Source organism: Spirosoma radiotolerans (assembly GCF_000974425.1).
Taxonomy (GTDB): Bacteria; Bacteroidota; Bacteroidia; order Cytophagales; family Spirosomataceae; genus Spirosoma; species Spirosoma radiotolerans.
In genome coordinates, this window is the sequence record NZ_CP010429.1 from 3,598,198 (window position 1) to 3,623,140 (window position 24,943).

Below are 24,943 nucleotides of genomic sequence, written 5' to 3' on the forward strand. Positions count from 1 at the left end.
TTAGGAAACCACCATTTCGGGCATAGCTTTGCCGGATCGATTCGGTGCAGGAGGTTGACGAATTAACTCAACATAGCGGTACGTAAAGACTGACATCAGATGAACACAAGCCAGGCAGGTAACCACAAAAAGTAATTCGCCCAGGCCGGAGTGCGGTATCTTGATCAGCTTGAAAAAAAGCAGATCCATAACGGCCAGCACAACCGCGTGATTCAGGTAATACGAGTACGAAAGCTTCCCCAGAAACTCAACCCGATGGCTGGCCAACACGGTAGAAACAGCGCCCGATTCGCGGGAGAAAACAACAATGACCGCGGCAAACAGGAACGGCATCAACCAGCTTTCGCTGTGAGTAAATGAACTGACCGCAACGATGGTCAGGGCAAACAGAAAGACTTCGACAACCGAAAACTGCCGGTAACTGAATGGGATTGGCAACTGCCGGTTGAGCCGGTAGGTAAGCATACCGATCAGAAAGCTGTAGAGGCAGCGCACAAACCCGTAATCGTAGTTAAAAATGATACTGCCGTGATGCTGCACAATAAACCAGCCCAGCAGACAGAATAGCAGGCTACACATAAGCAGCAGGTTCTTGCGAAACAGAACCAGGCACAACGCCCACACGATGTAGGTATAAAACTCAACGCTGATGCTCCAGCTTGGCCCGTTCCAGGTAACCTGATCGAACAGGTTCAGCGACTGCGTTAAGGTGAGGTTGGCCAAAAAAGATGGCAGGCTCTTGTCAGAGGCAAAGACAGGGTTGGTCAATTTAACAACGTACCGATCAATGCCGTACCGAACCAGTTCGAACCCCAGCACCAGGAGCAGCGTGAACAGATGGAGAGGATACAGGCGGTTAAACCGTTTTTTAATGAAAGGCTTTACACTGGCCAGGTTGCTGATCCGATCATAGTTGCTGTGGGTAATGACAAAGCCGGACAGCACAAAAAAGAAGTCGACAAAAATGTCACTTTTGGCAATGAAGGCAATGCCCGACAACAGGTTCAGATGCTGTAAATGAAACAGAATCACCATGATGGCCGCCATACCCCGAAACGAATCAACCGCTCTGAATCTCATGACACAATCAGACTAAAGATTTGTAAACGTTGAGGGTCTGATCAATGGATTCCGCCAGCGAAAAGTCGCTCAGCCGCTCCGTTCCTTTCGCTACTAACTGGGCTCTCAGCGCTGGCTTGGCCAGCATGTCGGCCAGTGTTTCGACCAGATCATCGAGATCATTTGGTCTAAAAAAAACCGCAGCATCCGTGGCTATCTCGCGAAAGCACTCCGTATCACTCAACAGAATAGGGCATTTGGCTTTGAAGGCCTCCAGAATGGGTAACCCAAACCCTTCGTAAAGCGAGGGATACACAAACACCTGTGCGTGTTGGTAGAGGTAATTGAGTTGTCCATCCGTTGCGCCAATGTGCCTCACCCGGCTAGTCAGCTTTAACCGCTGAATGAATTCAAGATCCGCGACTTCCAGTTTCCCGCCCCCAGCGAGCACGACATTCAACGCAGGAAAACGGGGAGCCAGTTTACTGATCGCATTCAGAAAAAGATAAAAATTCTTGTACCCGCTCCGATCTCCGACAAACAACACATACTGCTCCGGCAAGTCAGGCACGGGCTGCGTCACCACCGGACTGTCCAGATCAATGCCGTGGTAGATCGTCCAGACTTTTTTGGGGTCGATGTCAAAAAAGCTGAGCATGTCCTTCCGGGTGGTATTGGAGATGGTAATGATGGCGTCGGCCCGCAGAATATTTTCGCGCTTTTGCCGGGTGAGCGGATCAAGCGCCCAAAAGTACTCCGGCAGCCGCTCGTAGGTCATGTCATGAATGGTAATCACCAGCGGCTTTTTCAGCCGATTCATGTAATAGGTATCGTAGTAGGTGGGATGAAATACGTCGAAATCAGCTTTATCCAGCAGGCGTTTGCAGTAAAATTCGTTCAGCCGGTAGTCATATCGTTCATTCCGATTCAGGACTTTATCGCTCAGACTGCCTTTTATGGGCAGGGGTTCGTTCTGGATGTAGTGATTTTTTGCGTGCATCACCCCCAGCTGATACGTCATGTTATCGGTACGCTTTATTCCCTGAATGATGTTGGCAAAGTAGCGGCTGATGCCTCCGTATTTTTGGGTACTGAATTTCTGATGGTCAATAAATACTTTAGTCATCGTCTGCAACGGTCGGAAAGGTGTGTCATTCGTCAGGGTTAAAGGGCCAGCCAGGCCGATGGTAACAGGTCTTTGGTATTCCAGGTAGGTTGTTGTTTATACCACTTGCGGGGCGTAATGACCAGCTTATCCGAGTGTGGATTGAGCCAGGCACCCCACCAGCTAAAGGAACTGTTGGCAATGATATGATGGCGGCAATAACTCATTAGCACCAGGTCGGCAACGTCGCCGTTGGGTCCGGTATTCTGCACAAAAACCGTATTATCCGGAAGCGTCAGGTTCTCATGCACCCACGCGTGATCATCGCTGAAAACGTACAACTGAGTCTGATCGAAGTGCTCATTCAGTTGTTGAAGCGCCTGCTTATAGTAGTCCAGCCCCACGAAGCCAAAGGTCTTGCTGAACTCCGGGTGATTTACGTAATCGCCCCGCCGAATGTGAATCGACACGGGTGTCGCTGTATTCCGGATCTGTTGCTGGTAATGCGAAAACTCAGGACTGGGCACGCCAGCCAGGGTTAGTTCCTGCCTGATGGTATCGGCATCATCCCGAAAATACGCTTCCGACTGCCAGAATCCCTCCAGTATGATGCAGGCAGCGCGGGCATCGAGAATGCTCTGATCGAAGTGGAAGTGCTTTTCTTTCAGAAACCGAACCACTGGCGGCAAACTCCGATTAGGAAGCAGTTTTGTGGCTTTGGAAACGTACTCCATGGGTGATTTCTGGAGCAGCCGGTAGGGAACCGTAAAGTGGTCCAGCTTGAACGGACGCACTGTATCGTCGGAGTACTCGTAGAGATAATAGCTTAAATCCAGGTACAAAGCGGCCTTGTTTTTCAAGGCAAGATGCCGGCCTGTTGCATACTGAAACAGCTGATTTCCTAAGCCACTGGTAATTCTGCTAATAATCATAGTCGGTCTGCACCACGTCTCCTGTTTCGTTTTGATTCCTCAGTTCGCATCCTCATAGACCGAGGACACAGAATAAAATAGTTCCGTAAATATAGTTTTTATAAACTTAAAGTTAATATTAATGCAAATTATATCAAATATGAAGAAAATAAAATTTATTGAATTCAATAATTAGTAGCTAAATGTGTTAGTACTTCTTCCCGGTCTTTGGCATGCAGGATTTTGGCCCCGGATAGCTTGGGGAACAACGTTTGATACTCATTGAAGGGGTGTTCTTTTCCCCAGGCTGTGTTTGAGAGTATAATGTTTGTGCCCCCAAAACAGCTGGCCAGCGCGGCAGTGCCCCCGTGCATCGAAATGAAATGGTTGCAATTGGCATAGACCATCAATTGCAGATGATTATAGTTGGCAACCGTAGCCGGGTGATATTGGGCAAATAAATCGTCCATCAACACAACTTCCGGGTGGTTTTCCCGTAGCCAGGCATGCTCGTTGAGCACCATCGTTTCACTATTGTCCTGAACGATGTGCGTCGGTAAGGGCCGATTATACACAATCTGATAGGAGGCTCCAACCTGCTTAATAATCCGGTCGAGGGTGGGAATGTCCAGAAAATTAATAGGTGGTTGATCCCACTCGATGTTGTATTTATTGGCAATGATCAGAATGGGCTTGTCGAAAACGAAAACATCATTTTTGAAATGCGTTTTATACGGCACCTGCGCCCACTTCCGGAAACTATAGGAGTTGCTGTGCGTCATGTTCGGCACATCGTAATGTGCATAGGATTCCGTCCAGACCCGTTTCTCGAATCGCTCTTCGTGGTCTTCGCTAAAGAAATAAAATTCTTTCGTCTGCCGGGTCGAAATCGTTTTACGCAGCGTCCCATTCAGATGATGCCAGTAGGCAAACGGCAGCACATACCGCAGTTCCTGGTCAAACTCGCCGTGGTAACTGATCACTTTATACTTCTTCTTGAGGACATAATCGCGAACCACATAACGCCCCTGAACCAGCTTGCAGTAGTAATTATCCCGCACAAAATACCATAGATCATGGGGCAGTTTCGGGTACTTGAGCCGGGCGACCACATACAGGGATTTCAACAGCAACTTTTGCATAGACTCAGGCAGCTTTGCCAAACGTTTTCAGGTCGGTGATGGGGTATTTGTAACGAATGGTCAGGCCGACGTAAATCAGCCCGCCCAAGACTATCTCCACGAGTGTATTGACCGTGTTGATGGAATCGGCATACGATTTATAGAGCAGAATGGCGGTCACCATGAGTCCGCAGAACAGGATCGGCTTGCTGATATTCTGGGCAAACGCGCCCAGAAATGAGCCGATCAGCGAATGAACGATGCCGAAATTAAAGACCAGGTTCAGAAACGTGGCCACCAGGAAAGCCGACGCAATACCGACTACGCCCCACTGCTGGGCAAACAAAAAGACCAGCGGAATCTTAATGACGAGGGTAATGACGTTGAGAAAAAACAGCAGTTTCGGTTTTCCCTTCGAGAAGGCCAGTGTAAACAATGGATTGCTCAGAAAGGTGAAAATGCTGACGAAGACGAAGATCCGGATCAACAGAACCGTTGGCTCCCACCCCGGTCCATAAAACAGAAATACGACACTGTCGGCCATGATAAATAACCCTGTCAGCAGCGGCAAATTCACGTAGCTGAGCAGATCAAGAATGGTGAGGTACGATTTTTTCAACTCGTTGGTATCCCCTTTTAGCCGGGCCAGAATTGGGTAAGCGACCTGCAGCACAATCGGGCTGAGCCGTTGAATGGGAAATACCGCCAGTTGAGAGGCCAGGGTATAATAGCCCAGTTGCTTGACGCCCAGCATACCTCCAACCAGAATATTGTCGGAGTTGGCCTGAATGAACCCAACAATGCCATCGCCAACATTGTACAGGCCAAACCGCAGGTGATCCTTGATCAGACTCAGGTCGAACGTAAACACGGGTTTAAACAGCTTACGCCCATACAGCAACTGAAGAACCGACTTAATGGCCTGTTGCGCCAGTTGCCCATACATCAGCGACAATTCAGCGTAGCCGTTATAGGCCAGCAGAATGGTTACGCTGCTGCCGAAAACGGTTCCGGCAATGTCGATGCTGGCAACCGCCTTGAACTGAAGCTCTTTCTGAAGCAGAAACAGATAGATCTGCCCCACATAAACGATACTGAAATAAAGCGACGACAGTTTGATAACCTGCTCCAGTCGGGGTTCTTTGTAATAGGCCACCACCAGCGGCCAGCTAAAAAAAACAACGACACCAATCAGTAAGCCCAGGATCAGGTTGAGCAGGTAAATGGTCGATAATACCCGCCGGTCTTCCTCCTGCTTGTAGATGATGGAATTGGAAAATCCGAGGTTGGCAAAAATGCTGAAGAAAGCGATCATCAACGTACTCACACTGACAATCCCGAACACCGACGGTTCCAGCAACCGAGCCAGAATGGCAACCTGCCCAAACTGAAAGACGGTGGAAATGGCGGTGGACATACTCATCCATTTGCCACCGCTTAGTGCCTGCTGTTTCTGACTCATTTGGGTTGCCGGTCAAGTACTTTTTCTGGGGTGCCGGAGGCACCAGGTACCACCAGATTAGGCTCGGTATAGCGCTTGGTGCGCACCAGCCCCTGTTCGATATCGCCCAGCGTTGGCGCATCCGTATCGCCACCCTCCACTTTATTGAGCGCGATGAGCATCGGGTGTCGAACCCCTTTGGCGTAGAGCCCAAACAATTCCCGATCCCGACGTCCCCAGAGTGTGTGCACCGTCAGCACCATGAGCGACACGGCACTCTGGTTGACCAGGTACAGCGGTATGGGGCTTCCAACGAGCGCGGGCAATTCAAGAATGATCTTGTTCACCGTACTCATCAGCGGCATGTCACCATTGATCATCAACTCTTCCGGCTCCCGCACATTCATAAAATTAGGATGCATCTCGTAAGGCAGAAAAACGATATTATCCTGTTCAAATGACTTGTCCGTTTCGGTCAGCCGTGGGTAGAAATAAGCCACCTTCTCGCCCGACTCCGCATACATTCGGGCCAGCCCGTGTGCACACCAGGTTTTCCCCTGCTTCGAGCGCATACTGAATATTGTGATCAGGGGCGCGTGGTCTGAGAGTCGCCGGTGCTCGATCTCAATATTGATAGCGTTCCCCAGTTGGTCGAACATCCCGACCGCAGCCCGGCTGGCCCGCGAATTGGCGGCAAACTTCTTGACCAGCGGAAACACCGCCGTCATAGGCTTCTCCAGGACCTGTTCAGCCTGCTCCAGGGAGTTGATTCGCTTATCGACCCAGAACCGGATGGCAGCCAGCAGTAACGCAACCACCAGGCCGGCACCAGCCGCAATGGCAGTGAACAGCAGCCGTTTGGGCAGTTGCGCCGATAGTGGAAAAGCGGGCGGGTCCAGCACCGATAACGACCCGTCGATGCTAATGTCCTGCCGATGCGTAGTAGCCTGATTCAGCGACTGCACCAGGCTCAGGTATTCTTTTTCGGCAATATCCATGTCGCGGGTCAGTTGACGCTGTTCCGATTCCAGTGGGGTAAACGTCGTGGATTCAGCCTGGTAATCGTCCAATCGTTTTTTGACGACGCCCATCCGGGCTCCAGACTCTTCATACTCCAGCACTTTGGTCAGCCATTCATTCACCAGTTTTAGTTTTGGAACAGACTCCGACCCGTTATCGGCCGCAAAGTAATTCTGGGCAATCTGCTTCAGCTCGTCCGATGCCTGATTGATTTTAGCCTGGTATTTATCCAGAACAGCCTGTGGCTGGCCATTGGTCCGGGCCGTAATCATCTGCGATTCAGCCGCGGTTAATTCAGCCTGTTTGTCGGTCAGCGCGGTATTGATCTTGAGTAAACTACCACCCTGAGTCATCCGCTGATTCAGTGCATTCATAGCTGCTTTGGCAGCCTGGTTTCTCATGACCTCCTGGTTATATTCAGCCACCAGAGCCTCCCTGGTAACGGAGCGCGTTTTCAGTTCCTCTTCAAAATTCAGCACGTTATGCTGCACATTGAATGCCTTCAGCTTAGCCTCCGCGTTATCCAGCAACCGTTTGGCCTCTTTCGCTTTGTTTTCGTAATAACCAACTACGGGATTGGTCTCACCCCGTTTCAGAGCAGTATACCGTTGGTTAAGTTCACTGATGGCCAGTTTCAACGTTTGCTCAACCACGGCGGGGTCGTCCCCTTCATACTCCAGGTCCAGCATGTCACTGCCACTCCTTCGGTTTGCCTTCAGTTTTTTTCCAATGACATCGGCGGAGTAATAGGTATCGGACCCGATCAATAGCTGCCGGACCGGATTATCTGTCGAGCTTTTCGCCAGACTATCGAGCCGCGTACGGGTATAGGCCAGGTCGCCGGGACGGAGCAATGACTGCCGAAAACTGGCTGGAATGGCCCCTTGTAGCATCTGAAAATTGGCCGCCGAAAGCTCCCGTTCCGATGGCTTGGTAAGTTGCAGGTGCTCTGCCAGCAGGTTCAGGCCAACATAATACAGCGTCTGGTTAGACGTCAGCGTGGTCAGAATATTGTCGAAAGCATTACTGACCGCCGAATAATCTGTCTGAAAACCCTCCTGCGCCGACCGCAGGGTATAGCCTGACGTTAGGCCGGTATACAGCGTGGCCTTGGTTTTGTATACTTTGGTTTCATTACGCATGAAGTAATATACCGTTCCCCCAGCCAGGCAGGGAAATAGAATGAACCAGATAAGATGCTGTTTCAGGAGCCGAACAAGTCCTTGAATAGTCATGATTAATTGCGTTTCAGTTGATGAATAGGCACCCCAACGAATAACTCCAGTGCGTATATACTTTTGACAAACGAGGTCTTTGCCTGCTCGACGGTCGATCGGGTTTCGGCGTAACGGTTACTGTTAAAGGAGTGCGCTTCAGGCGTAATCTTTCCTTTTTGTAATTCTACCTCCGCAATCCGGAAAGAAGCCAGCGATGCTTGATCATCCCGCAGACGGATTTGCAGAATGCGCTGGGCCAGAATCAGATCCTGGTATAAGTTGAATACGTCCCGTTTCAAGAGAATCTCAGCCGTGCGACGGCGTTCCAGTGTGGCTTCGTAGTTGGCCTGGGCCAAGCGGATCTGTTGTGACCGCCCAAACAAATCATGAATACTGATGGCTACGTTGACCCCGGCGCGGTACCCATTGGATATTTGCCCCAACTGATCCGTGACGTTTGTTCCTGTTGACAGGATGGCCTGATTACCCGTCGAGTAATTGGCATAGCCCGTAAAGTTCTGCAACACCTGCAACTTGGCTAAGCGGTAGGCAGCGGCCTGCGAGTTCGCCACGGCCCCTTCAAATTTTACGGATGGGGCGTAGGCCAGCGCCAGCTTGAAGATTTCTTCGAACGGAATAAGCTGAACAGCAATATCCTTATTAAAATCAAACCCCAGACTATCCGTAGATAATCCGTCGGCCGGTGTAATGACTGGCTTGGCCGATACGGGTGCGGGCGTTGCCACTTGTCCGTACATAGCGGTTGCCGCTGTAGCCCACAGCCCCAGGCCCAGCAGCCATTGACGAATAAATTGACGAAAACGATTCATTAACCAGGTAGTAAAGTCGTACGTTATAGCGTGTGTCGGTTTATTATTGAACTAGTTGTTCCTGTTTCCAGGCCTTGGGTACATGCTGAATCACCGCATCGAATTCCCTGGCCCGTTGTTCCCAGGAGTTCGCCTGTGCCATGTCGACGCGTTGCCGGATGCGCTCCTCTTCGGTGTCGGCCAGTGCCCGCCGGAGCGCGTCGACAAAGCGATCGGGGCGGTCAGCCAACTCAATAATTCCGGCAAATTCATCCAGTATCGAGAATGGCGTTGAAACAACCGGCAACCCGGCGGCCAGGTATTCGTTGATCTTAAGCGGATAAATGGTATAGGTATGCTTGTTGCACACAAACGGAATGATGCCGACACTGAATTTTGCCAGCAACGGCGGTAATTCGGCGGGCTGGTGGGGTGGAATGAATTGCACGTTCGGGAAGGGAGCCAACCGTTCGGTCAACGTTGGGTCATGAACCTCACCAATGAACTGAAACTCGACATCCGGCATTTTTTCCGCACAGTACGCCATCAATTCCGCATCAATCCGGTTATCAGCCGAGCCCAGATAGCCAACAACGGGCTTTGTCGGTGGCTGTTGTTGTGCCAATTGCCGGGTGCGATTAAACAGTTCGAAATTGGCGCCGTTCTTAACGCAAAACGTCCTGGGTTGCAGCCGTGACTTATCCTCTCGCAAGGCTTCGGAGGTCGTTACAACGGCATCGACACGCCGGATAAATTCGTCTTCGTAGCGGTCGCCATGCTTACTCATCCAATCACCGGCCGCCGTGATCTCATCGAAACAATAATAGATCGTAGCACACTCATTCAGCTTGCCCAGCAAGGGCAGACCAATGACGGGATTGTAGGCATTGATGATCAGCGGCTTACGCATACCTAACTGACGCATGACTGCCCGCAGGCTGCTGCCTAGCCGGTTGGTATTCCAACGGAGTAGACGATCGTGTGCGGCCGCCGGCAGCCAGTTGATTGGTAGCATCAGGGGCGGATTCCAGACATACAGCTCGCCACCATGCTTTGTCGAAATTTTGGTTAATGGGGTGTTGAGCCGCAGGGTTTCCCGAATCGGCATCTCCTTCCGACCAGCCGCCAGATCTTTAGCGGTATACATATAATCGACAAAGAGCACCCGATGACGAGCGGATAATTCGGTCATTAGCTGCACTACGGCCTTCTGAAAATCGCCCGTCCAAGGTGTCTGGGTCAGGCAGATAATACTGTCAAATTGCTCCATAGGGTTTAGGCTTTACGAGTAGGCGTTCTTCATTGACGGGACCGGACAGGGCAGGGCGGGTATCCCACCGATTGCAGGAAGCAACCAGCATGGTACTGATGAATACAATGCTACTAGTTGGAAACTGGCCCAGCACAGGATTGGAATAGCCCATAATGGCCATACCGACAAACTCGGCCAGAAAGGCATACATGACCTTAATCATCCAGGGATCTTTCAGTTGCCAGACCCGGTACACACCTATGCCGGCAAGGCCGACAAGCATGGCGATGTACAGGGCGACCCCTACCCGCCCGGTTTCGATCCAAAGTTCAACGTACCAGCTATCTGGCGGAATCTGGGACGCCCAATGCCAGGGCGAGAACCGGGCTCCCATGTCCGTTGAGGTGCCGATGCCTGCGCCAAAGGGCAGATCGGCCAGATAAGCTTTCAACTTCGCCTGATTCTGGAGACGAAGAATAAACGAGGGATCATTCATGGGTGTCATTGCCGAGCGCATGCGCTGCACCTGATAGTTTGAGCTTCCCACGCTGGTATACATCAGGAGCAAAAACAGCGGAACGGATAAAACCATACCGATTACCAGCTTCAGGACATCGCGCTTGAGCAGCAGGTAAAACGCAAAGCCCCCTACCATGACGAATAGCGCACTGCGCGTTCCTGAAATGGCATATCCCCAGAAATAAACCAGTGTAAGGGCCGTGTAGGCTATTTTTTTGGGGAGCGTTTTTTCTTCAAAAACCCGAATGAGCGCCACCAGCGTCACCCCGGCCATTTCGCCCCCAAACTGAGCCGCGTCCGAATAGAACGAGAAGCAGCGGAGCTGACCAAAGAGCATGTGCGTTCGGGCATTGAAGCCACTATTCAGCCAGACGACTTCAGCGGGCGACAAGCCTATGTACTGTTGCTTGAATCCCCATAATGCCGCCATGAACGACCAGATCAGCCAGGTATTGACAAAAATCCGAACGTCCCGGCGAGTAAGCGGTATCACCAGCACCGCACAGGCCACGATAATCCAGTGTAGCGAAAAAGGGCGAACGTGAAAAAACCAGGCTGGCCGATACGGGGCTTCGGGGTTGATCAGTTCAATAACCGTGTACAAAAACCAGATGGCAATAAGGGCAAACGCGCCGGTGCGCAACCGGGTCCACTCCATCCGCTGACCATTCAAAAACAGGCTAAACAACGTCAGAAACAACAAGCCGTCAATGAGCAGGCCCACGGGAAGCTGAACCAGCAGAAATCGCGTAAACCCAATGATATAGCTTAGTTGCACATACAGGAACAGGCCCCAGCGCGGCTCCATGAATACCAGAATGACCAGTCCCAAGGCGATGGGTGCCACAATAGTCAGTACAGCCCCCGGTACACCCAGCTTACTCACAAAATAGCCTACAGCGATGGTGTAAATACCTCCGAGGAGCGTAAATAACCAGAACTGATTCGACCTGAGGTTGCTAGAGATAGAAATGGCAGATAGGGGCATGCTGATTCCGAATATTAGTTTGTCCGTGTCGTGTCACTAATTCGTTAACATCGCATCGAACGGCTTGGCTACGGGTGACGGTTTTCCTTCAGAATGGGTTTCGGTCACTTTATGCTTCAGATTCCAGATAACTGCATCGCTCACGGCTTTTAGGTAATCGGGTTGCCATCGAAGCGTGTACTGAAGGAGTGCCTTAGGCAGCGCCAGTCCAAAATAGTAGGTGTAAAAAACCAGCAGCGGCAGTGTTTCCACGTTCCGGCGCATGAACCACAGCCGGTTGCGTGTGTGGTAGTACACCTTCATGGGATTCTGCTTACCCACACTCATCGACTCGCGGTGATAGATCAGAGCTTCAGGTTGATAATAGATCTGGTATCCCGCCTTTCGTATCCGCATCGACCAGTCCAGTTCCTCATAATAGAGGAAAAAACTGTCGTCCAGGCTACCCACCCGGTCCAGTACCTCCCGGCTAACCAGCATGGCTGCTCCATGCGCAAAATGAGTGGGTTCGGCCCGATCGTATTGTCCCTGGTCAGGTTCCATCAGTCCAATGGCCCACGTTCGGCCCGTGTACTTGTTGAGCGGATAATAACCCGCATACTGGATAACATCCGGTTCATCGTAATACCGGATTTTAGGGCAGCAAACGCCAATCGTCGACTCCTGGAAGAAGGGTTTTATCAACTGTTCCAGGAGGTCAGGTGTAACAATGGTATCGTTATTAAGCAAAAAAAAATAGTCGCCCTTTGCCTGCTGAATCCCCAGGTTGTTTCCGCCGGAAAAGCCTAGATTTTCCGGACTGACGATTATACGGACATGGGGGTAGTTACCCGCCTTTATTCGTTCGGTTGGGTCTTCTACCGACCCATTATCGACAACAATAATCTCAAAATTGGGGTACGTAAGTTGCCGGGTTGATTCCAGCAGATCACAGGTTACCACCGCCTGGTTATAGTTGACCGTAATGAGGGATATGAGTGGTGTTGTATTTTTCCGTTCTATGTCTGCCATACTTTATACAGGTATCCATCCTGATCAGACGATTACCCCGGTTTTTGACATCTCAATTACATGCATATTAAAACCACCATAAATATAAACTCAATATTTACTTTTTCTAAGTAAAATAAACTAAATATATTTCATTTCATTCATTTACCAAAACCTAAGTGCTAAACTAGGCCAGTTGATGAAGGTATAGCTGAGAATAACTGGTGTTCTATTGTTGTGGAGAGAGTTGAATCGGCTGGGCTGACATTACGCCTTTTTACGTCATACCAACGCTAAAAAAGGTGAGCCACAAAGAACACAAAGGGTTCTTACTTCTTTTGGGAAGAGAACCCTTTGTGTTCTTTGTGGCTCTGTGGTTCAATAAAACTATAGTACCAAAGTCCCTCCTGATTGACTAATATGGTAATCAGACCATAAAATCGCTTGGTTAATTTTTCAGTACTTTTCGCAAAACCCGTTCGTCTCCCTGCTTTATTTCCAGCAGATAGTGTCCGGTAGGCAGTTGAGACAGGTCAATCTTACCTGAAAAATGGTCGCCCGTATTCGGGATAACCAACCGCTGGTACATCTGACCTGTTGCAGCACTGAAAACCCGTACGCGTATTGGGACTGTAGCCGCTCGCTCGGCCTGAATAGTCACAAAATCGACCGTTGGGTTAGGGTATACCTGGACGGACTCATCCAGGCTTTTTACGTCGGATGCTACGGCCTGCCGCGCATTGGGTGCGGCATTACCAGCTACTACAAACAGGGGCGTTTCTGTTACGGTCAGTTGTACTTTACCCTGGTTCGTCGTAACCACTTCCAGCGCCATATCATCACTGCCGGCCTTGGGGCGATAAATCCGGGCCTGTGTCGCATTACCCAGGTCTAGCGTGTAGGAAGCCGTACGGCCCACTTCATCCGGAACCACCAGCATATACATCGAATTACCACTCCGTTCATACCGATCCACAAACGGATCGCGGGCAAGCGTTTCCTTGTAGACATAATCCCCAAACAGCTTTTTCGTCTGGAAAAGATAATCAGCCGCCGGACGACGGGTTGTGTTATCGCCGTTGGCCAGACCAGATGTGCCAAACATACCCCCGCTAGAATTATCGTCGTACAACTGGTAAAAGAATACTTTCTCGATCCCCTGTCGGGCATACAATAAAGCCGTTCTCAGTATCCAGTCGCCCTGCGTTTCCAGGGCCGACTTGCTCCCGATGGGGATGGCCCGCAGCGGGCTTCCCTGGTTTACATCGTACCCAGCCTCCGTAATCCAGACTGGCATGTCGTAGGACTGCCGATGTGCCGTCTGACGGAAATCGTCAGCAATTTTATTGATCGGCGTCACTTCCGGAGCCGCTCCCCGCGTGGAGGTTCCACTCTGCGACGACGATGTGTTATCGGAATACATATGGTAGTTGATGATATCCCAGCACAGGTTAACCGAGCCATCGGCTCTGTAACCCCGGTACTGCTTGCACCAGTCGATCATCCCCTTTACGTAATCAGACCCGCTCGACGCTGACGCCAATCCGCCAATAACCACTTTTACCGACGGATCGGCGTTTTTAACGCCAACGCCCACGCCCATTGTGTTTTTGTGCCCGTCGTAGAAAGCGGATAAATTGGCCGCATATTCGCGGGCCGTTTGATACGCTTTGCGGCCTTTCCACCATTTGTCGCGCTCGTTATCACATTCAATGTATTTAATCAGCCCTAATCCAACTTTAACTGAATTAGGCGTATCACCCGTCCAGCGGGGCGTCGAATTAACGTGTAGCAGGGCCGGGTTCACGTTCGGATTGTAGCCGTAGCGCGCCATATACTGGAACCCCATTTTTGCCTGTTCCAGATACGAGTTCGGATCTGAGAAGTCTTTGGTGTAGCGCAAGGGTGTATTTTCAGCGTCACGCTGGTCCTGAGGATAGGTATTGACCATCCAATCCGGAATTGTTTTCAGACAGGCCAGCACGTCGATTCCTTCGGCTTTGCAGCGTTCGTAGATCGCGTCGAAGTTCCAGCCTCCGCTCATCGTTGGATTATAGGAGTAGCTTCCCTCAGTCGACTCAAGCTTGTTCCAGTCCATGTAATGCCGAATACCGGAAAAGCTTTTCACGATGCTCATTTTGGCTTCATTGATCATCCAGGGCGAGTTGCCATCTTCGAAGTTCCACTCGTAGGCATTGACGCCCAGCATATCGCCCAGCCTGACGGATTTTGCCGGAGTCGGGGTTGGCTGCTGGCTAGGCGCCGTATAGGAACCATACAGTTCAATCTCTGTTGGGAAGGAGCCGTAGGTATTGATCACCAGATACCGGGCATTGGCGATAGGCTGGTCGAGCTTAAACTTGGCATTACCGGTGGTGGAACGATCAGGATACGGGCCAACCCAATTGGCATAATCACTCCCCGTGAAGGTAGCAATGGGAATTCGCTGCCACTGATCCGTAATGACTGCCAGCGTCATGGGTGTATCCTGACATGAGCCGACGAAATCGTAGAATCGTAAACTTTCCAGGGTCATCGACTCCCCATTCAGCAACGGATAATAGGCATCATACTGCGGCAATACTTTACCCCAACCCGTTTCAACGGTTGCATCGGTAACCCCATCGAACAGTCCCTGTAATCCATTACTCACGTTTGTCAGCTGATACCAGCGTTTAGGATCAATCGGAATCTTCCGAGCGGCAGCTATAATGGATGACGTCTGGACAACCTGCGTTTGAGCGACGTCGTTTGCCGCTAAAAATGACGAAGAAGCGGCTTGAGACGCCGTTAAGATAGCAGTCCCGGCAGCAACAACGGTTGCCCTCCAGGAACCGGTAGTGTTCGACACGGACAGAACGGAGGGGTTAGATGACGAAAAGGTAATGGGCGTCTGATTATTATTGCTTGTAGCAACCAATGCAAAATCGCCATCGTCGGTTGTCTTATCGGGCAGGGCGGCAAAATTGATAACCGTTGGCGCCAAAGCCTGACCACCCTGCGTAATATTGACCCAGTTAAAATTCCAGGCTCCGCGAACGGAAAAGATCCGTAGCACCTGGCTCCCCGCCTGTAGCGTAGCGGTGGTGCTTATCGTGGTCCAGTTTTGCCAGCCGCCCGTTCGGGGCACATCAAGGCTGCCTAAAACCGCTCCCGATTCGGTCCGAATGTCAATAAGCCCATTTCCCCAACTATTGGCTACCCGAAACTGGAACGTATAGACGCCGGTCGAGGGAACCGTGACGTTGTAATCCATCCAGTCACCATCGTCGATGTAACTTAGGTCCTGTCCCCCATCGGTATCGGTCACATCTTCAGGACGAACATCGGTGGCTACATCGAAACTTTCGGCTTGTACTTTACCCGGAAGCGACTGGCCGGTTGTGATATCGAACCAGTTCAGATTCCAGTCGCCTTTCAGCACATAGAGCTGAATGATCTGGGTGCCGGCATTCAGGTGGGCCGTTGCACCCGTTGTTTGCCAGTTCTGGATACCGCCCGTTCGGGGCACATCGATGGTGCTTAACGCCGTACCATCAGCCAATCGGATTTGGAATTTTGAGCCATCGCCATAACCATTGGCCACCCGAAAGCGAAAGGAATATACGCCGGTCTGCGGCACACTGATGCTGTACGTAAGCCAGTCGCCGGTATCAATGCTGTTAATATTCTGCCCCCCACCCTGATCATCGGTTGTTTCCAGCCCTATGCCCTGCATAGCGACGAAATTCTCTGCCTGGATTCGACCCGGCACACCAACGCTTACCCCATTGGCTGCATACTGACTGGATACAGCTGGCGCTTGTAACTCGGTTGTTTTACCCCAATCAGTATGGATACTGACCGTCAATACTATAGCAACGCACGTAAAGAGTGAAAGTAAATTTTTTTCCATGTATGATCTGGTTGAACAATTAAGGTAAAGTTTAAAAGATTTATTTATTATAACAATATTTCATATACTAATTGTATATTAATTTAAATGTTTATTAATTTTATTCACTGATTTGTATTAACAAAGGTATAGATCATATTCTCTTCATTTACAATGGCTCTATTCTTTTACTTTATTTACTTTGTCGGATTCTTACTCGCTGGTTATCTGGCGCTTAACGTTAGCTACCTGTTCGTTTCAGCAATAGCGGGCCGATTGGGTTGTCAAAGTGATGTTTACTTACCCAAGGCTGATGACGTTCAACGGCGCATCGCGGTCCTGATTCCGGCCTATAAAGAGGATGCCGTCATTCTGGGGTCAGTGGTGGCTAACTTGAAACAGACCTATCCTTCTGCTTTATACGATCTGGTCGTGATTGCAGATTCCTTCCTGCCCAAAACACTGGAAAAACTTTCACACTATCCCATTAAAGTGATTGAGGTTCATTTCGAGCAATCGACAGTACAAAAATCCATTACGTATGCCCTGAATGCGCTTCCCGAGAATACGTATGATTTCGTTGTGATCTCGGACGCGGATAACCACATGGCCCCCGACTTTCTGGAACGAATCAACTACGCATTTGGGCAAGGGTGGCGGGCTGTTCAGGGGCATCGGAAAGCTAAGAATATGAACAAGAGCGTGGCTATTTTCGATGCCATGAACGAAGAAGTCAATAACAACCTCTTTCGGGCAGGCCAGCGGGCCCTGGGCCTTTCGGCCATGTGTATTGGCTCGGGCATGGCCTTTGAAACCAACCTCATGAAGCGGGTCATGAACCAGATCCAGACCGTAGGCGGCTACGATAAAGAGCTTGAAATGCTTCTGACCATCAACCATGTTCGGGTTGGGTATTTACAGGACGCGGTCATCTACGACGAAAAAGTACAAAATGTAGCCGTGTTCAATAAACAGCGTACACGCTGGATAGCCGCTCAATTGTATTTTATCAAAGCCTATTACAAAGTAGGCTTCCAACAACTACGGAAAGGCAACTGGCAGGCATTTAACGCCTTTTTCAGATCGCTGCTGCTACCCCGGTCCATTTTACTGACCGCCCTTTTCCTAATGGCCAGTGTGAGTCTCTTTACAGGCAACCTCCCCTTTCAACTGTTCTCGGTGGGTATGTTCGCTCTGATGGTTTTTTGCCTGGTGGTCTCTATTCCAACCGTCCTGTGGAAAAAAATATCGATTCACGACTTCTTTGTTCTGCCCTCGTTGATTTTCGGTATGTTTCGGGCTTTGCTCAACTTCAAGCAGGCCAGTAAAGTATTCCTGCACACGCCACACGCCGAAACAACTGAATAGTTTTATGTGACCCCGGGTTGATTGATTTGACTTAATCAGCTAGCCCGGTGCGGTAAAAGTCTTACCTGGATCTGATACTTCATACCAGGACGGTGCGTCTTATGGGAATAATCTACCTGTATGGCGCACCGATTTACTGCTCTGCTTATCGTCTTATTGACGTTTATTCCCTGTATGACTCAAGGGCAATCGACGGCCGACCCTGACCCGACTCGGTGGTTAACCTATTCACAGTCGTACTACAAAATTCCGATTGCCAAAGCGGGTATCTACCGAATTACGACCCGCGATCTGCAACAGGCTGGCGTGCCGGTTCATGAAATCGACCCAACGACCATACAGCTTTTTCATCGGGGAGTCGAGCAGGCTATCTTTCTGGCCGGTGAAGCAGACCGGCGTTTCGATATGGATGACTTTCTGGAGTTTTTCGGGCGCGGTAACGATGGCGTGCCCGATTCGCTGCTGTATCATCCAAACCGGGCTCAACCTCACCGCTTTTATAGTCTTTTCAACGATACAACCGCCTATTTCCTGACCTGGCAAGCGAACGGCAAACCCGGCAGACGCATGACCACCTATGTGGATACAACGCATGGCGAACTACTCCTCCCCCCTTACCACTGGGCGGAAGATCTGCGGGTATTTACGGAAAATTACCCCGGCTGGGCGGCTGGTATCGCGCCTAAAATCGAGTACAGTTTTTATGAAGCGGGCGAAGGCTATACGGGCGTTGTTCAACAGAAAGGAAAGCCTTACACCACCACATATCTGCTCTCGAATGCCGTTACCACCGGGCCGTTGCCATCGGTTGACATACTACTCACAGGGCGTGATTACACCAACCATCAGGTCGATTGTTTCATTGGACCACGTCCCGATCAGATGCGCCTGCTCGACTCCGTTCGCTTTTCGACTTATGACAATGCACGTATTCAGCAGCCGATCGACTGGTCGGATGTTGGCTCGGACGGCATCCTGTTCATTTCGACTGTGTCGCGGGGCGAGAATAGTACTGCCGACAATTATTCCGTGTCCTACATCCGGTTCCGCTATCCGCAGACTCTTACAGCCAACGGGCAGCCCTTTCGCTTGTTTCAGCTTGAGCCAAACGCTGGTCTGGACCGCTCGCTGCTGGTGATTTCGGACGCACCCGCCAACACCCGTTTCTGGGACATTACCGATCCAAACGCCCCGGTTCAACTTAGGACAACGAGCTCTGCCACTGGCTCAACGCAACTACTGGTTCACGGCTCCTTAACCTGGAAGACTATTTTCTGCACAAGTCAGCCTTTATCGATATCGACCATCCACCCGGTTACCTTCACAAACTGGAGTCACCGAAAACCAACTTATCTGATCATCAGCCACGAAACTCTCTTGAAGCCAGGGGCGACATCGGCCAATGCGGTCCAGGAGTATGCCGCCTACCGGGCTTCAGCCGTGGGCGGTGGCTACGATACCCTGACGGTAACCATGCAGCAGTTATTCGACCAATACAGCTATGGCGAACGTCACCCACTGGCCATCCGCCGGTTTTTGACGCAGCTTATCCAGCAAAGCAAAAGCTCCCTTGCCTATTTGCTGCTCATTGGGCAATCCCGCAGTACCCCCGGCATTCGGCGAAACCCAAATCAGGCAATGCTGGACATGGTGATGACAGCCGGTTTTCCCGGCTCCGATATTGTTTTTTCGGCTGGCCTGAACGGATACCCCGAACAGGTACCGGCCATTCCAACGGGGCGAATCAATGCCGCAACACCCGAGGACGTTCTCAACTATCTGGCTAAGGTCAAGGCCTATGAACATCCAGACGCCGACAAAAGCTGGCGTAAGCGTCTGCTCCATTTGAGTGGTGGGCAGACACCGGGTGAACAGGACTTGTTTCACCGATTGGTCGAAAGCTACCGATCCCAGGCCAGCACGCAATCGCTGGGTGCTCAGGTAACGGTTCTGTCAAAAGAAACGGACAGAACCGTTGAATCGGCTCAGGTTGTAACACCTGTTAATGAGGGCGTTGGGCTCATCACTTTTTTTGGTCATTCGGGCCTGGATATTACTGATCTGGACATTGGTTTCTGTTCCAACGACGCCCTCGGCTACCGAAATAAGGACAGGTATCCGCTGCTACTCGTCAACGGTTGCGCCCTTGGAAATTTCTTCTACGGTCACCCAACGCTGGCCACCGACTGGGTGCTGGCCCCCGACCGGGGCGCTATTGCGGCCATTGCCCATAGCCACCTCGGCTACGTGGATGTGATGCATACCTACAGCGCCACCTTCTATGGTCTGCTGGCCGACAGCTTACAGGTAGATAAGTCTGTTGGTCAACTCCAGCAGGAAACCATCCGGCGTGTGCTGGCTCAATCGACAGACGGACGAGCGGTAGCGAATTGTCAGCAAATGGTGTTGCAGGGCGACCCGGCCATTCGCCTGTTTCCATTCCGCACCCCCGATTATGCGTTGACAGCTGGTGGATTGACGGTCGCGGGTGCGGATCAAAAGCCGCTAACGAGCCTGAGCGATTCGGTTCAGATCAGGGCTGTCGTTCAGAACAAGGGGCAATACTGGCGTGGAGTGCTTCCGGTGCGGGTGCGTCGATGGGTGAATGGCCGCGAATCAGGCGTGTTCAATCTGCGTGTATCGCCGGTTGCCTTTCAGGACACGTTCCGTTTATCGTTTCCCAACGAGCGCGATGCCGACGGACAAAACCAGTTCGAGGTAACGGTTAACCCGGCAGACTCGCCCATTGGCCAGAACGAAGCGAATCACGCCAACAATCAGGCTACTGCCGAGCTAACAATTTCCGACCAAAAGCCGGTTTTGATCTTCCCCGCCCCCAACAGCCTGATCGGGCAGACAGCCATCCCGTTGACCGCCCAATACCTGACCAAAGGCACTCATACATTCGAGCTTGAACTCGATAGTACAGCACAGTTTAACAGTGCGTTTACACGTCGACAGCGCATTGTTGCTTCCAACCGCATCAGCTACCCGGCCGTTTTGCCGACGCGGCCTAATACGACTTATTATTGGCGCGTTCGATTAGCCGAAAAAGTCGACGGCGCGACCCAGGATAACCTAAACACCTGGGTAACCGGCTCATTTATGTATGTGCCCAACAGCACGGCCATCGGCTTACCGGAAGGCCAGCTTTGGCTGTCAGCTCCCCTACCAGTCGATGCCCAGCAAGGGGATATCCTTTCGATCAGTGCGCACTTCACGAACCTGAGCCCAGTTTCCTTTACCGATTCGCTGATCGTCAGGCAGACGATTTACGCGGCTGGCTTAGCCAATGCGCAAACGAAAACGTGGACCGTGAAAGCCCCACTTACCGGCGATACGCTCCAATTGACCACCTCAATTGATACGGAAAAACTACCTGGCATCAACCGGGTTGTCTTAACCGTTAACCCGCGTCTTCAACCCGAATACTCCTTTCTGAACAATACCCTCGACCTCTCCCTACCCGTACAACCCGACCGGTTAGGGCCAATACTCGAAGTGGGAATTGATGGCGCTCGCATCACCAACGGTGCCACTATATCGGCACAACCCGTTATCGACATTCTCGTGGCCGACGACAACCGAGCCCTGATCCGTCGGGATACATCCGGCCTGGATTTATACCTGCAACGGCCCGGCAAGAATATTGCCTTTGAGCGGCTAAGCTGGCATAACGCCATTAGTTGGCCCACCGCCCCCGATAATGTGTTTCGGTTGCGCTATCCATCGCCCCCATTGAGCGAAGGGGTTTACCAGCTTCTCGTGACAGCCAGTGACCGTATCGGGAATAGGGCCGTGCCGTATCAGGTGCGTTTTCAGGTGGTGAATGATCGAAAACTCACCCAACTCACCATTTCCCCGAACCCATTTCACGATCAGGTCCTCTTCAGTTTCTACCTGACTGGTGATCTGGCTCCGGCACATGCAACGCTTACCATAACCAACCTTTCCGGACACCCGGTGCGGCAGATAACACGGTCGGTCCGCGTGGGCCTGAATGAGTGGACCTGGGACGGTGGCGATAATTCGGGCAGGCTGCTACCGGCCGGGGCCTATCTCTACAAACTAGCCCTTTCCACGGCTGACGGTATTGACTGGCCCGTGGCCGACGATGTGTTGGGAAAGTTAGACGGCCGGCTTATCCTGAATCGCTGATACAGACGAAGTTCGCACTAACCCTTACCTGCGTCCATGAAGAAAAACGGCCAAACGGCTTCCTATATCCCTGCCTTTACAGGTCTGCGGGCCATGGCGGCTTATCTGGTCTTTCTGCATCATTACAATCCGGCCCCTGTCGGCACGTTCGCGAATCGACTTTTCCAGCAGGGATACATTGGTGTATCGGTATTTTTTGTACTGAGTGGATTTCTGATCTACCACCGCTATGCCGATAATTACCTGGAGCAAATCAACTGGTCGTGGCGACGGTATCTGCAAAAGCGTTTTACCCGAATTTTTCCGCTCTATGTCCTGCTTCTGCTGGTAACGATTGCTATCAGGGCTCAACTGGGCCATTCCATTCGTTTTCCATTGGTCGTCCTGAACCTCACCCTGCTGCAAGGACTTTTCGAATCCTATAAGTTCAGCGGTATTGCCCAGAGCTGGAGCCTGACCGTCGAGGTATGTTTTTACCTGATAGCTCCCTTCCTCTTTGTCGGGTTAACACGGTGGGGCGCGTTGTGTGTTACCATCGGATTAGTGGGCATCGGGCTATTGCTATGGGCAACAATTGGCCAATTGGCCTGGCATGGTCTGTTCGGAAACTTATCGTTTGTGCTATTCTACACCTTTTTTGGGCGTTCCTTCGAGTTTGTTACAGGTATGTGGTTAGCCCAATGGTGGCAGCAAAACAAGGTACCTCCGAGTCCACAGACCACATACAATGGTCTGTTCATCATAGCGGGTTGTCTTATCTGGCAAGCGGATTTAGGTAGTCATACCACCAGCCAAAATGGTTTATTTTGGTCTGAAGTGGTCGTTTATAACGGCCTGTTACCGGTTGGTATCGGCCTGCTTTTCGTGGGATTACTTACTCGTCCCTCCCTCCTTCGTCAATTTCTTTCGCTGCCTACAATTCAGCGGTTTGGCGAAAGCGCTTACGCATTTTACCTCATACACATTGGTGTGGTAGCAGCGGGGCTGCAAAAACTGGACATAACCAATTACGGACTTCTATTCTGTATGCTGGCCGGGATTGCCTATGGGTTGTACAACTATATCGAGAAGCCGCTGGCCCGGTGGTTACGGAACTAGTATCAGGTGTTGAAAAACAGCGCTTTCCTATAAAACATGCAGTTGACCATTACGAGGCCAGGGGGCGCTGCTAACATAAAAAAAGCTGCAACGTGAAACGTTTTGTATATTTAAGCAACCCTCCTCATTGACCTTACCATGCGCAAACACGTAAAAAGTACGCTTCTAATCAGTTCACTTCTATTGTTCCATGTAGCCCTTCAGGCACAAAAGCCAAGGGCTAGGGACATTGGCATTCCCTTTGACGGTACTACCGGAAAATTCAACGCCATAACTGACGTCCGTGGCGTTTGGGTGGGTTATAGTACCATCATATCCGGACAGGGTAAAAACGTGCTGGGAAAAGGCCCCGTTCGCACTGGGGTCACAGCCATTCTGCCAAGAGGCAAAACAAATAACCCTGTTTACGCAAACTGGTATTCATTGAACGGAAATGGCGAAATGACCGGCACAACCTGGATAACTGAATCAGGTTTTCTGGAAACACCCATCATGATTACCAATACCAACAGCGTGGGTGTGGTGCGGGATGCAGTATTAAAATGGTTTGTTGAAAAGCACTGGTATAAAGAAAATTTCTGGTACACCTACCCGGTTGTCGCCGAAACCTACGATGGCTTCTTAAATGACATTTATGGCTTTCACGTGAAAGAAAGCCATGCGTACGAAGCATTGGAAAGTGCCAAAACGGGTCCTCTTCAGGAAGGCAATGTTGGGGGCGGCACCGGCATGATGTGTCTGGGATTTAAAGGGGGGACCGGTACATCGTCGAGGGTAGTTAAAATCAAGGATTCGACGTACACGGTGGGGGTATTGGTTCAATCTAACTTTGGCGCTAAAAAGAATCTGACGATTGCCGGCGTTCCGGTTGGTGTAGCGTTAAAAGACACATTGAATACGGTATTCAAAGCTCCACCCGTCCATTATCGGCAGGAAGGCGATGGCTCCATTATCGTCGTGGTAGCAACCGATGCGCCCTTGCTACCTCATCAGTTAAAACGAATAGCGGCAAGGGTTCCGATTGGCGTGGGCAAGGTTGGCGGTCGGGGGGAAAATGGCTCCGGTGATATTTTTATCGCTTTTTCTACGGCAAATTCATCGGCGTTTCAGCGTACAAGCGTTTCCAGGGTCGATCAGTTACCCAATGATTTGATCAATCCATTATTTGAAGCCACAGTGCAGGCAGTTGAAGAAGCGATTATCAATGCCATGGTAGCCGCCGAAACGACAGAAGGTATAAACGGAAACAAAGCCTACGCGCTTCCGCACAAGCTGGTTATTGACGTGTTGAAAAAGTATAACCGGGTTAAATGACTTAGTCCAGAACGGGCCACCCTACCCTAATCCCAACATTCCATAATCAGCAGATCACCCGTTTTTGCTTCGATACGGACAAAGCCGTCTTCAGCGGCTTCGTTGCTGCTACTCGTGAAATAGCCCAGCTTTAAGGTAGCCTCCTGAAGATTGTAGGTCAGCCCTTCCGAGGTGAAGCCTGTCACCGTGCCAACGGGAATCAGCGAGATGGGGGTTCCGGCTTCATACCATTTCTCAAACCGCCCAACCAACGGAAAAATCCTGGAATGATCGTCGAGCATCACAATCCGGATCCGATCTTTATACCGGACAATGTTGGTCATGTTCGTCAGTGTATGATCGGCCCTGCGGCCGGTTGCCCAAATGATGTTCACGGCGGGGTAGCCCTGATCGATCAGGTATTCGACTCCTTTATCGAGGTCGGTCTTATTCTGATCAGGGGCGTGCACAATATCGAGCGGGTACTGTTGCGCCCGGATATTGTCCAGATCCAGATTCCGGTCGAAGTCACCGAGAAGCACATCGACCTTGATGCCCAAATCGAATACACGCCAGATGGCACTATCGAGTACCACAACGGTTGGACTCCATTCCAGAAGCTGGCCTACCAGTTCTTTCGAACAGGCTTCCCCATTGGCAATTAATAAGGCAGGTTCCTGTTTTTCCCGGACAATATGATGCGATGACATAGAAAACTGG

General features: G+C 50.9%; 16 protein-coding genes. 4 read left to right on the top strand and 12 right to left on the bottom strand.

Annotated features, from left to right (window positions below; all coding sequences use genetic code 11):
- The 11 genes from SD10_RS14700 to SD10_RS14750 form a co-directional block, all read right to left on the bottom strand.
- A complete protein-coding gene (locus SD10_RS14700) occupies positions 1-1,080 on the bottom strand; it encodes an acyltransferase family protein (RefSeq protein WP_046574644.1) in 1,080 nt (359 codons plus the stop codon).
- 7 nt (positions 1,081-1,087) lie between these two features.
- Positions 1,088-2,185, bottom strand: coding sequence for a glycosyltransferase family 4 protein (locus tag SD10_RS14705; RefSeq protein ID WP_046574645.1), 1,098 nt, complete (start codon positions 2,183-2,185; stop codon positions 1,088-1,090).
- 38 nt (positions 2,186-2,223) lie between these two features.
- Positions 2,224-3,096, bottom strand: a complete 873-nt coding sequence (locus tag SD10_RS14710) for an alpha-1,2-fucosyltransferase (protein WP_046574646.1) — start codon at positions 3,094-3,096, stop codon at positions 2,224-2,226.
- Between the two features lie 164 nt (positions 3,097-3,260).
- Positions 3,261-4,217 carry a hypothetical protein gene (locus SD10_RS14715; RefSeq protein WP_046574650.1) on the bottom strand — a complete coding sequence of 319 codons (957 nt, stop codon included), beginning with the start codon at positions 4,215-4,217 and terminating at the stop codon, positions 3,261-3,263.
- Positions 4,218-4,221: 4 nt separating this feature from the next.
- A complete protein-coding gene (locus SD10_RS14720) occupies positions 4,222-5,658 on the bottom strand; it encodes an MOP flippase family protein (RefSeq protein ID WP_046574652.1) in 1,437 nt (478 codons plus the stop codon).
- Positions 5,655-7,892 (bottom strand): GumC family protein, encoded by a 2,238-nt coding sequence (locus tag SD10_RS14725; RefSeq protein ID WP_046574653.1) that lies wholly within the window; start codon positions 7,890-7,892, stop codon positions 5,655-5,657. Before SD10_RS14725 ends, SD10_RS14720 begins: the two co-directional genes overlap by 4 nt.
- 2 nt (positions 7,893-7,894) lie before the next feature.
- Positions 7,895-8,704 (bottom strand): TolC family protein, encoded by an 810-nt coding sequence (locus SD10_RS14730; RefSeq protein ID WP_082111603.1) that lies wholly within the window; start codon positions 8,702-8,704, stop codon positions 7,895-7,897.
- A gap of 43 nt (positions 8,705-8,747) precedes the next feature.
- Entirely contained in the window at positions 8,748-9,953 is a 1,206-nt protein-coding gene (locus SD10_RS14735; RefSeq protein ID WP_046574654.1) for a glycosyltransferase, read from the bottom strand.
- A complete protein-coding gene (locus SD10_RS14740; protein ID WP_046574656.1) occupies positions 9,940-11,442 on the bottom strand; it encodes an O-antigen ligase family protein in 1,503 nt (500 codons plus the stop codon). Before SD10_RS14740 ends, SD10_RS14735 begins: the two co-directional genes overlap by 14 nt.
- Before the next feature lie 36 nt (positions 11,443-11,478).
- Positions 11,479-12,453 carry a glycosyltransferase family 2 protein gene (locus tag SD10_RS14745; protein ID WP_046574657.1) on the bottom strand — a complete coding sequence of 325 codons (975 nt, stop codon included), beginning with the start codon at positions 12,451-12,453 and terminating at the stop codon, positions 11,479-11,481.
- A 427-nt stretch (positions 12,454-12,880) separates the two neighbouring features.
- The gene (locus SD10_RS14750; RefSeq protein ID WP_082111604.1) at positions 12,881-16,327 is read right to left on the bottom strand and encodes a carbohydrate-binding protein; all 3,447 of its coding nucleotides are present in this window, start codon (positions 16,325-16,327) and stop codon (positions 12,881-12,883) included.
- A 153-nt stretch (positions 16,328-16,480) separates the two neighbouring features.
- On the opposite strand from SD10_RS14750, the gene SD10_RS14755 reads away from it, so the two are divergent.
- From SD10_RS14755 to SD10_RS14770, 4 genes are all read left to right on the top strand, one after another.
- Positions 16,481-17,674, top strand: a complete 1,194-nt coding sequence (locus tag SD10_RS14755) for a glycosyltransferase (RefSeq protein ID WP_046574659.1) — start codon at positions 16,481-16,483, stop codon at positions 17,672-17,674.
- 174 nt (positions 17,675-17,848) lie between these two features.
- Positions 17,849-21,832, top strand: coding sequence for a putative type IX secretion system sortase PorU2 (gene porU2 / locus SD10_RS14760; RefSeq protein ID WP_227698977.1), 3,984 nt, complete (start codon positions 17,849-17,851; stop codon positions 21,830-21,832).
- A gap of 36 nt (positions 21,833-21,868) precedes the next feature.
- Positions 21,869-22,930, top strand: a complete 1,062-nt coding sequence (locus SD10_RS14765; RefSeq protein WP_046574662.1) for an acyltransferase family protein — start codon at positions 21,869-21,871, stop codon at positions 22,928-22,930.
- A gap of 138 nt (positions 22,931-23,068) precedes the next feature.
- Entirely contained in the window at positions 23,069-24,244 is a 1,176-nt protein-coding gene (locus tag SD10_RS14770; protein WP_046574664.1) for a DmpA family aminopeptidase, read from the top strand.
- Positions 24,245-24,270: 26 nt separating this feature from the next.
- Here the strand turns inward: SD10_RS14770 and SD10_RS14775 are convergent, their stop codons facing one another.
- Positions 24,271-24,933 (bottom strand): thiamine diphosphokinase, encoded by a 663-nt coding sequence (locus tag SD10_RS14775; protein WP_046574666.1) that lies wholly within the window; start codon positions 24,931-24,933, stop codon positions 24,271-24,273.
- Positions 24,934-24,943 lie beyond the last annotated feature (10 nt).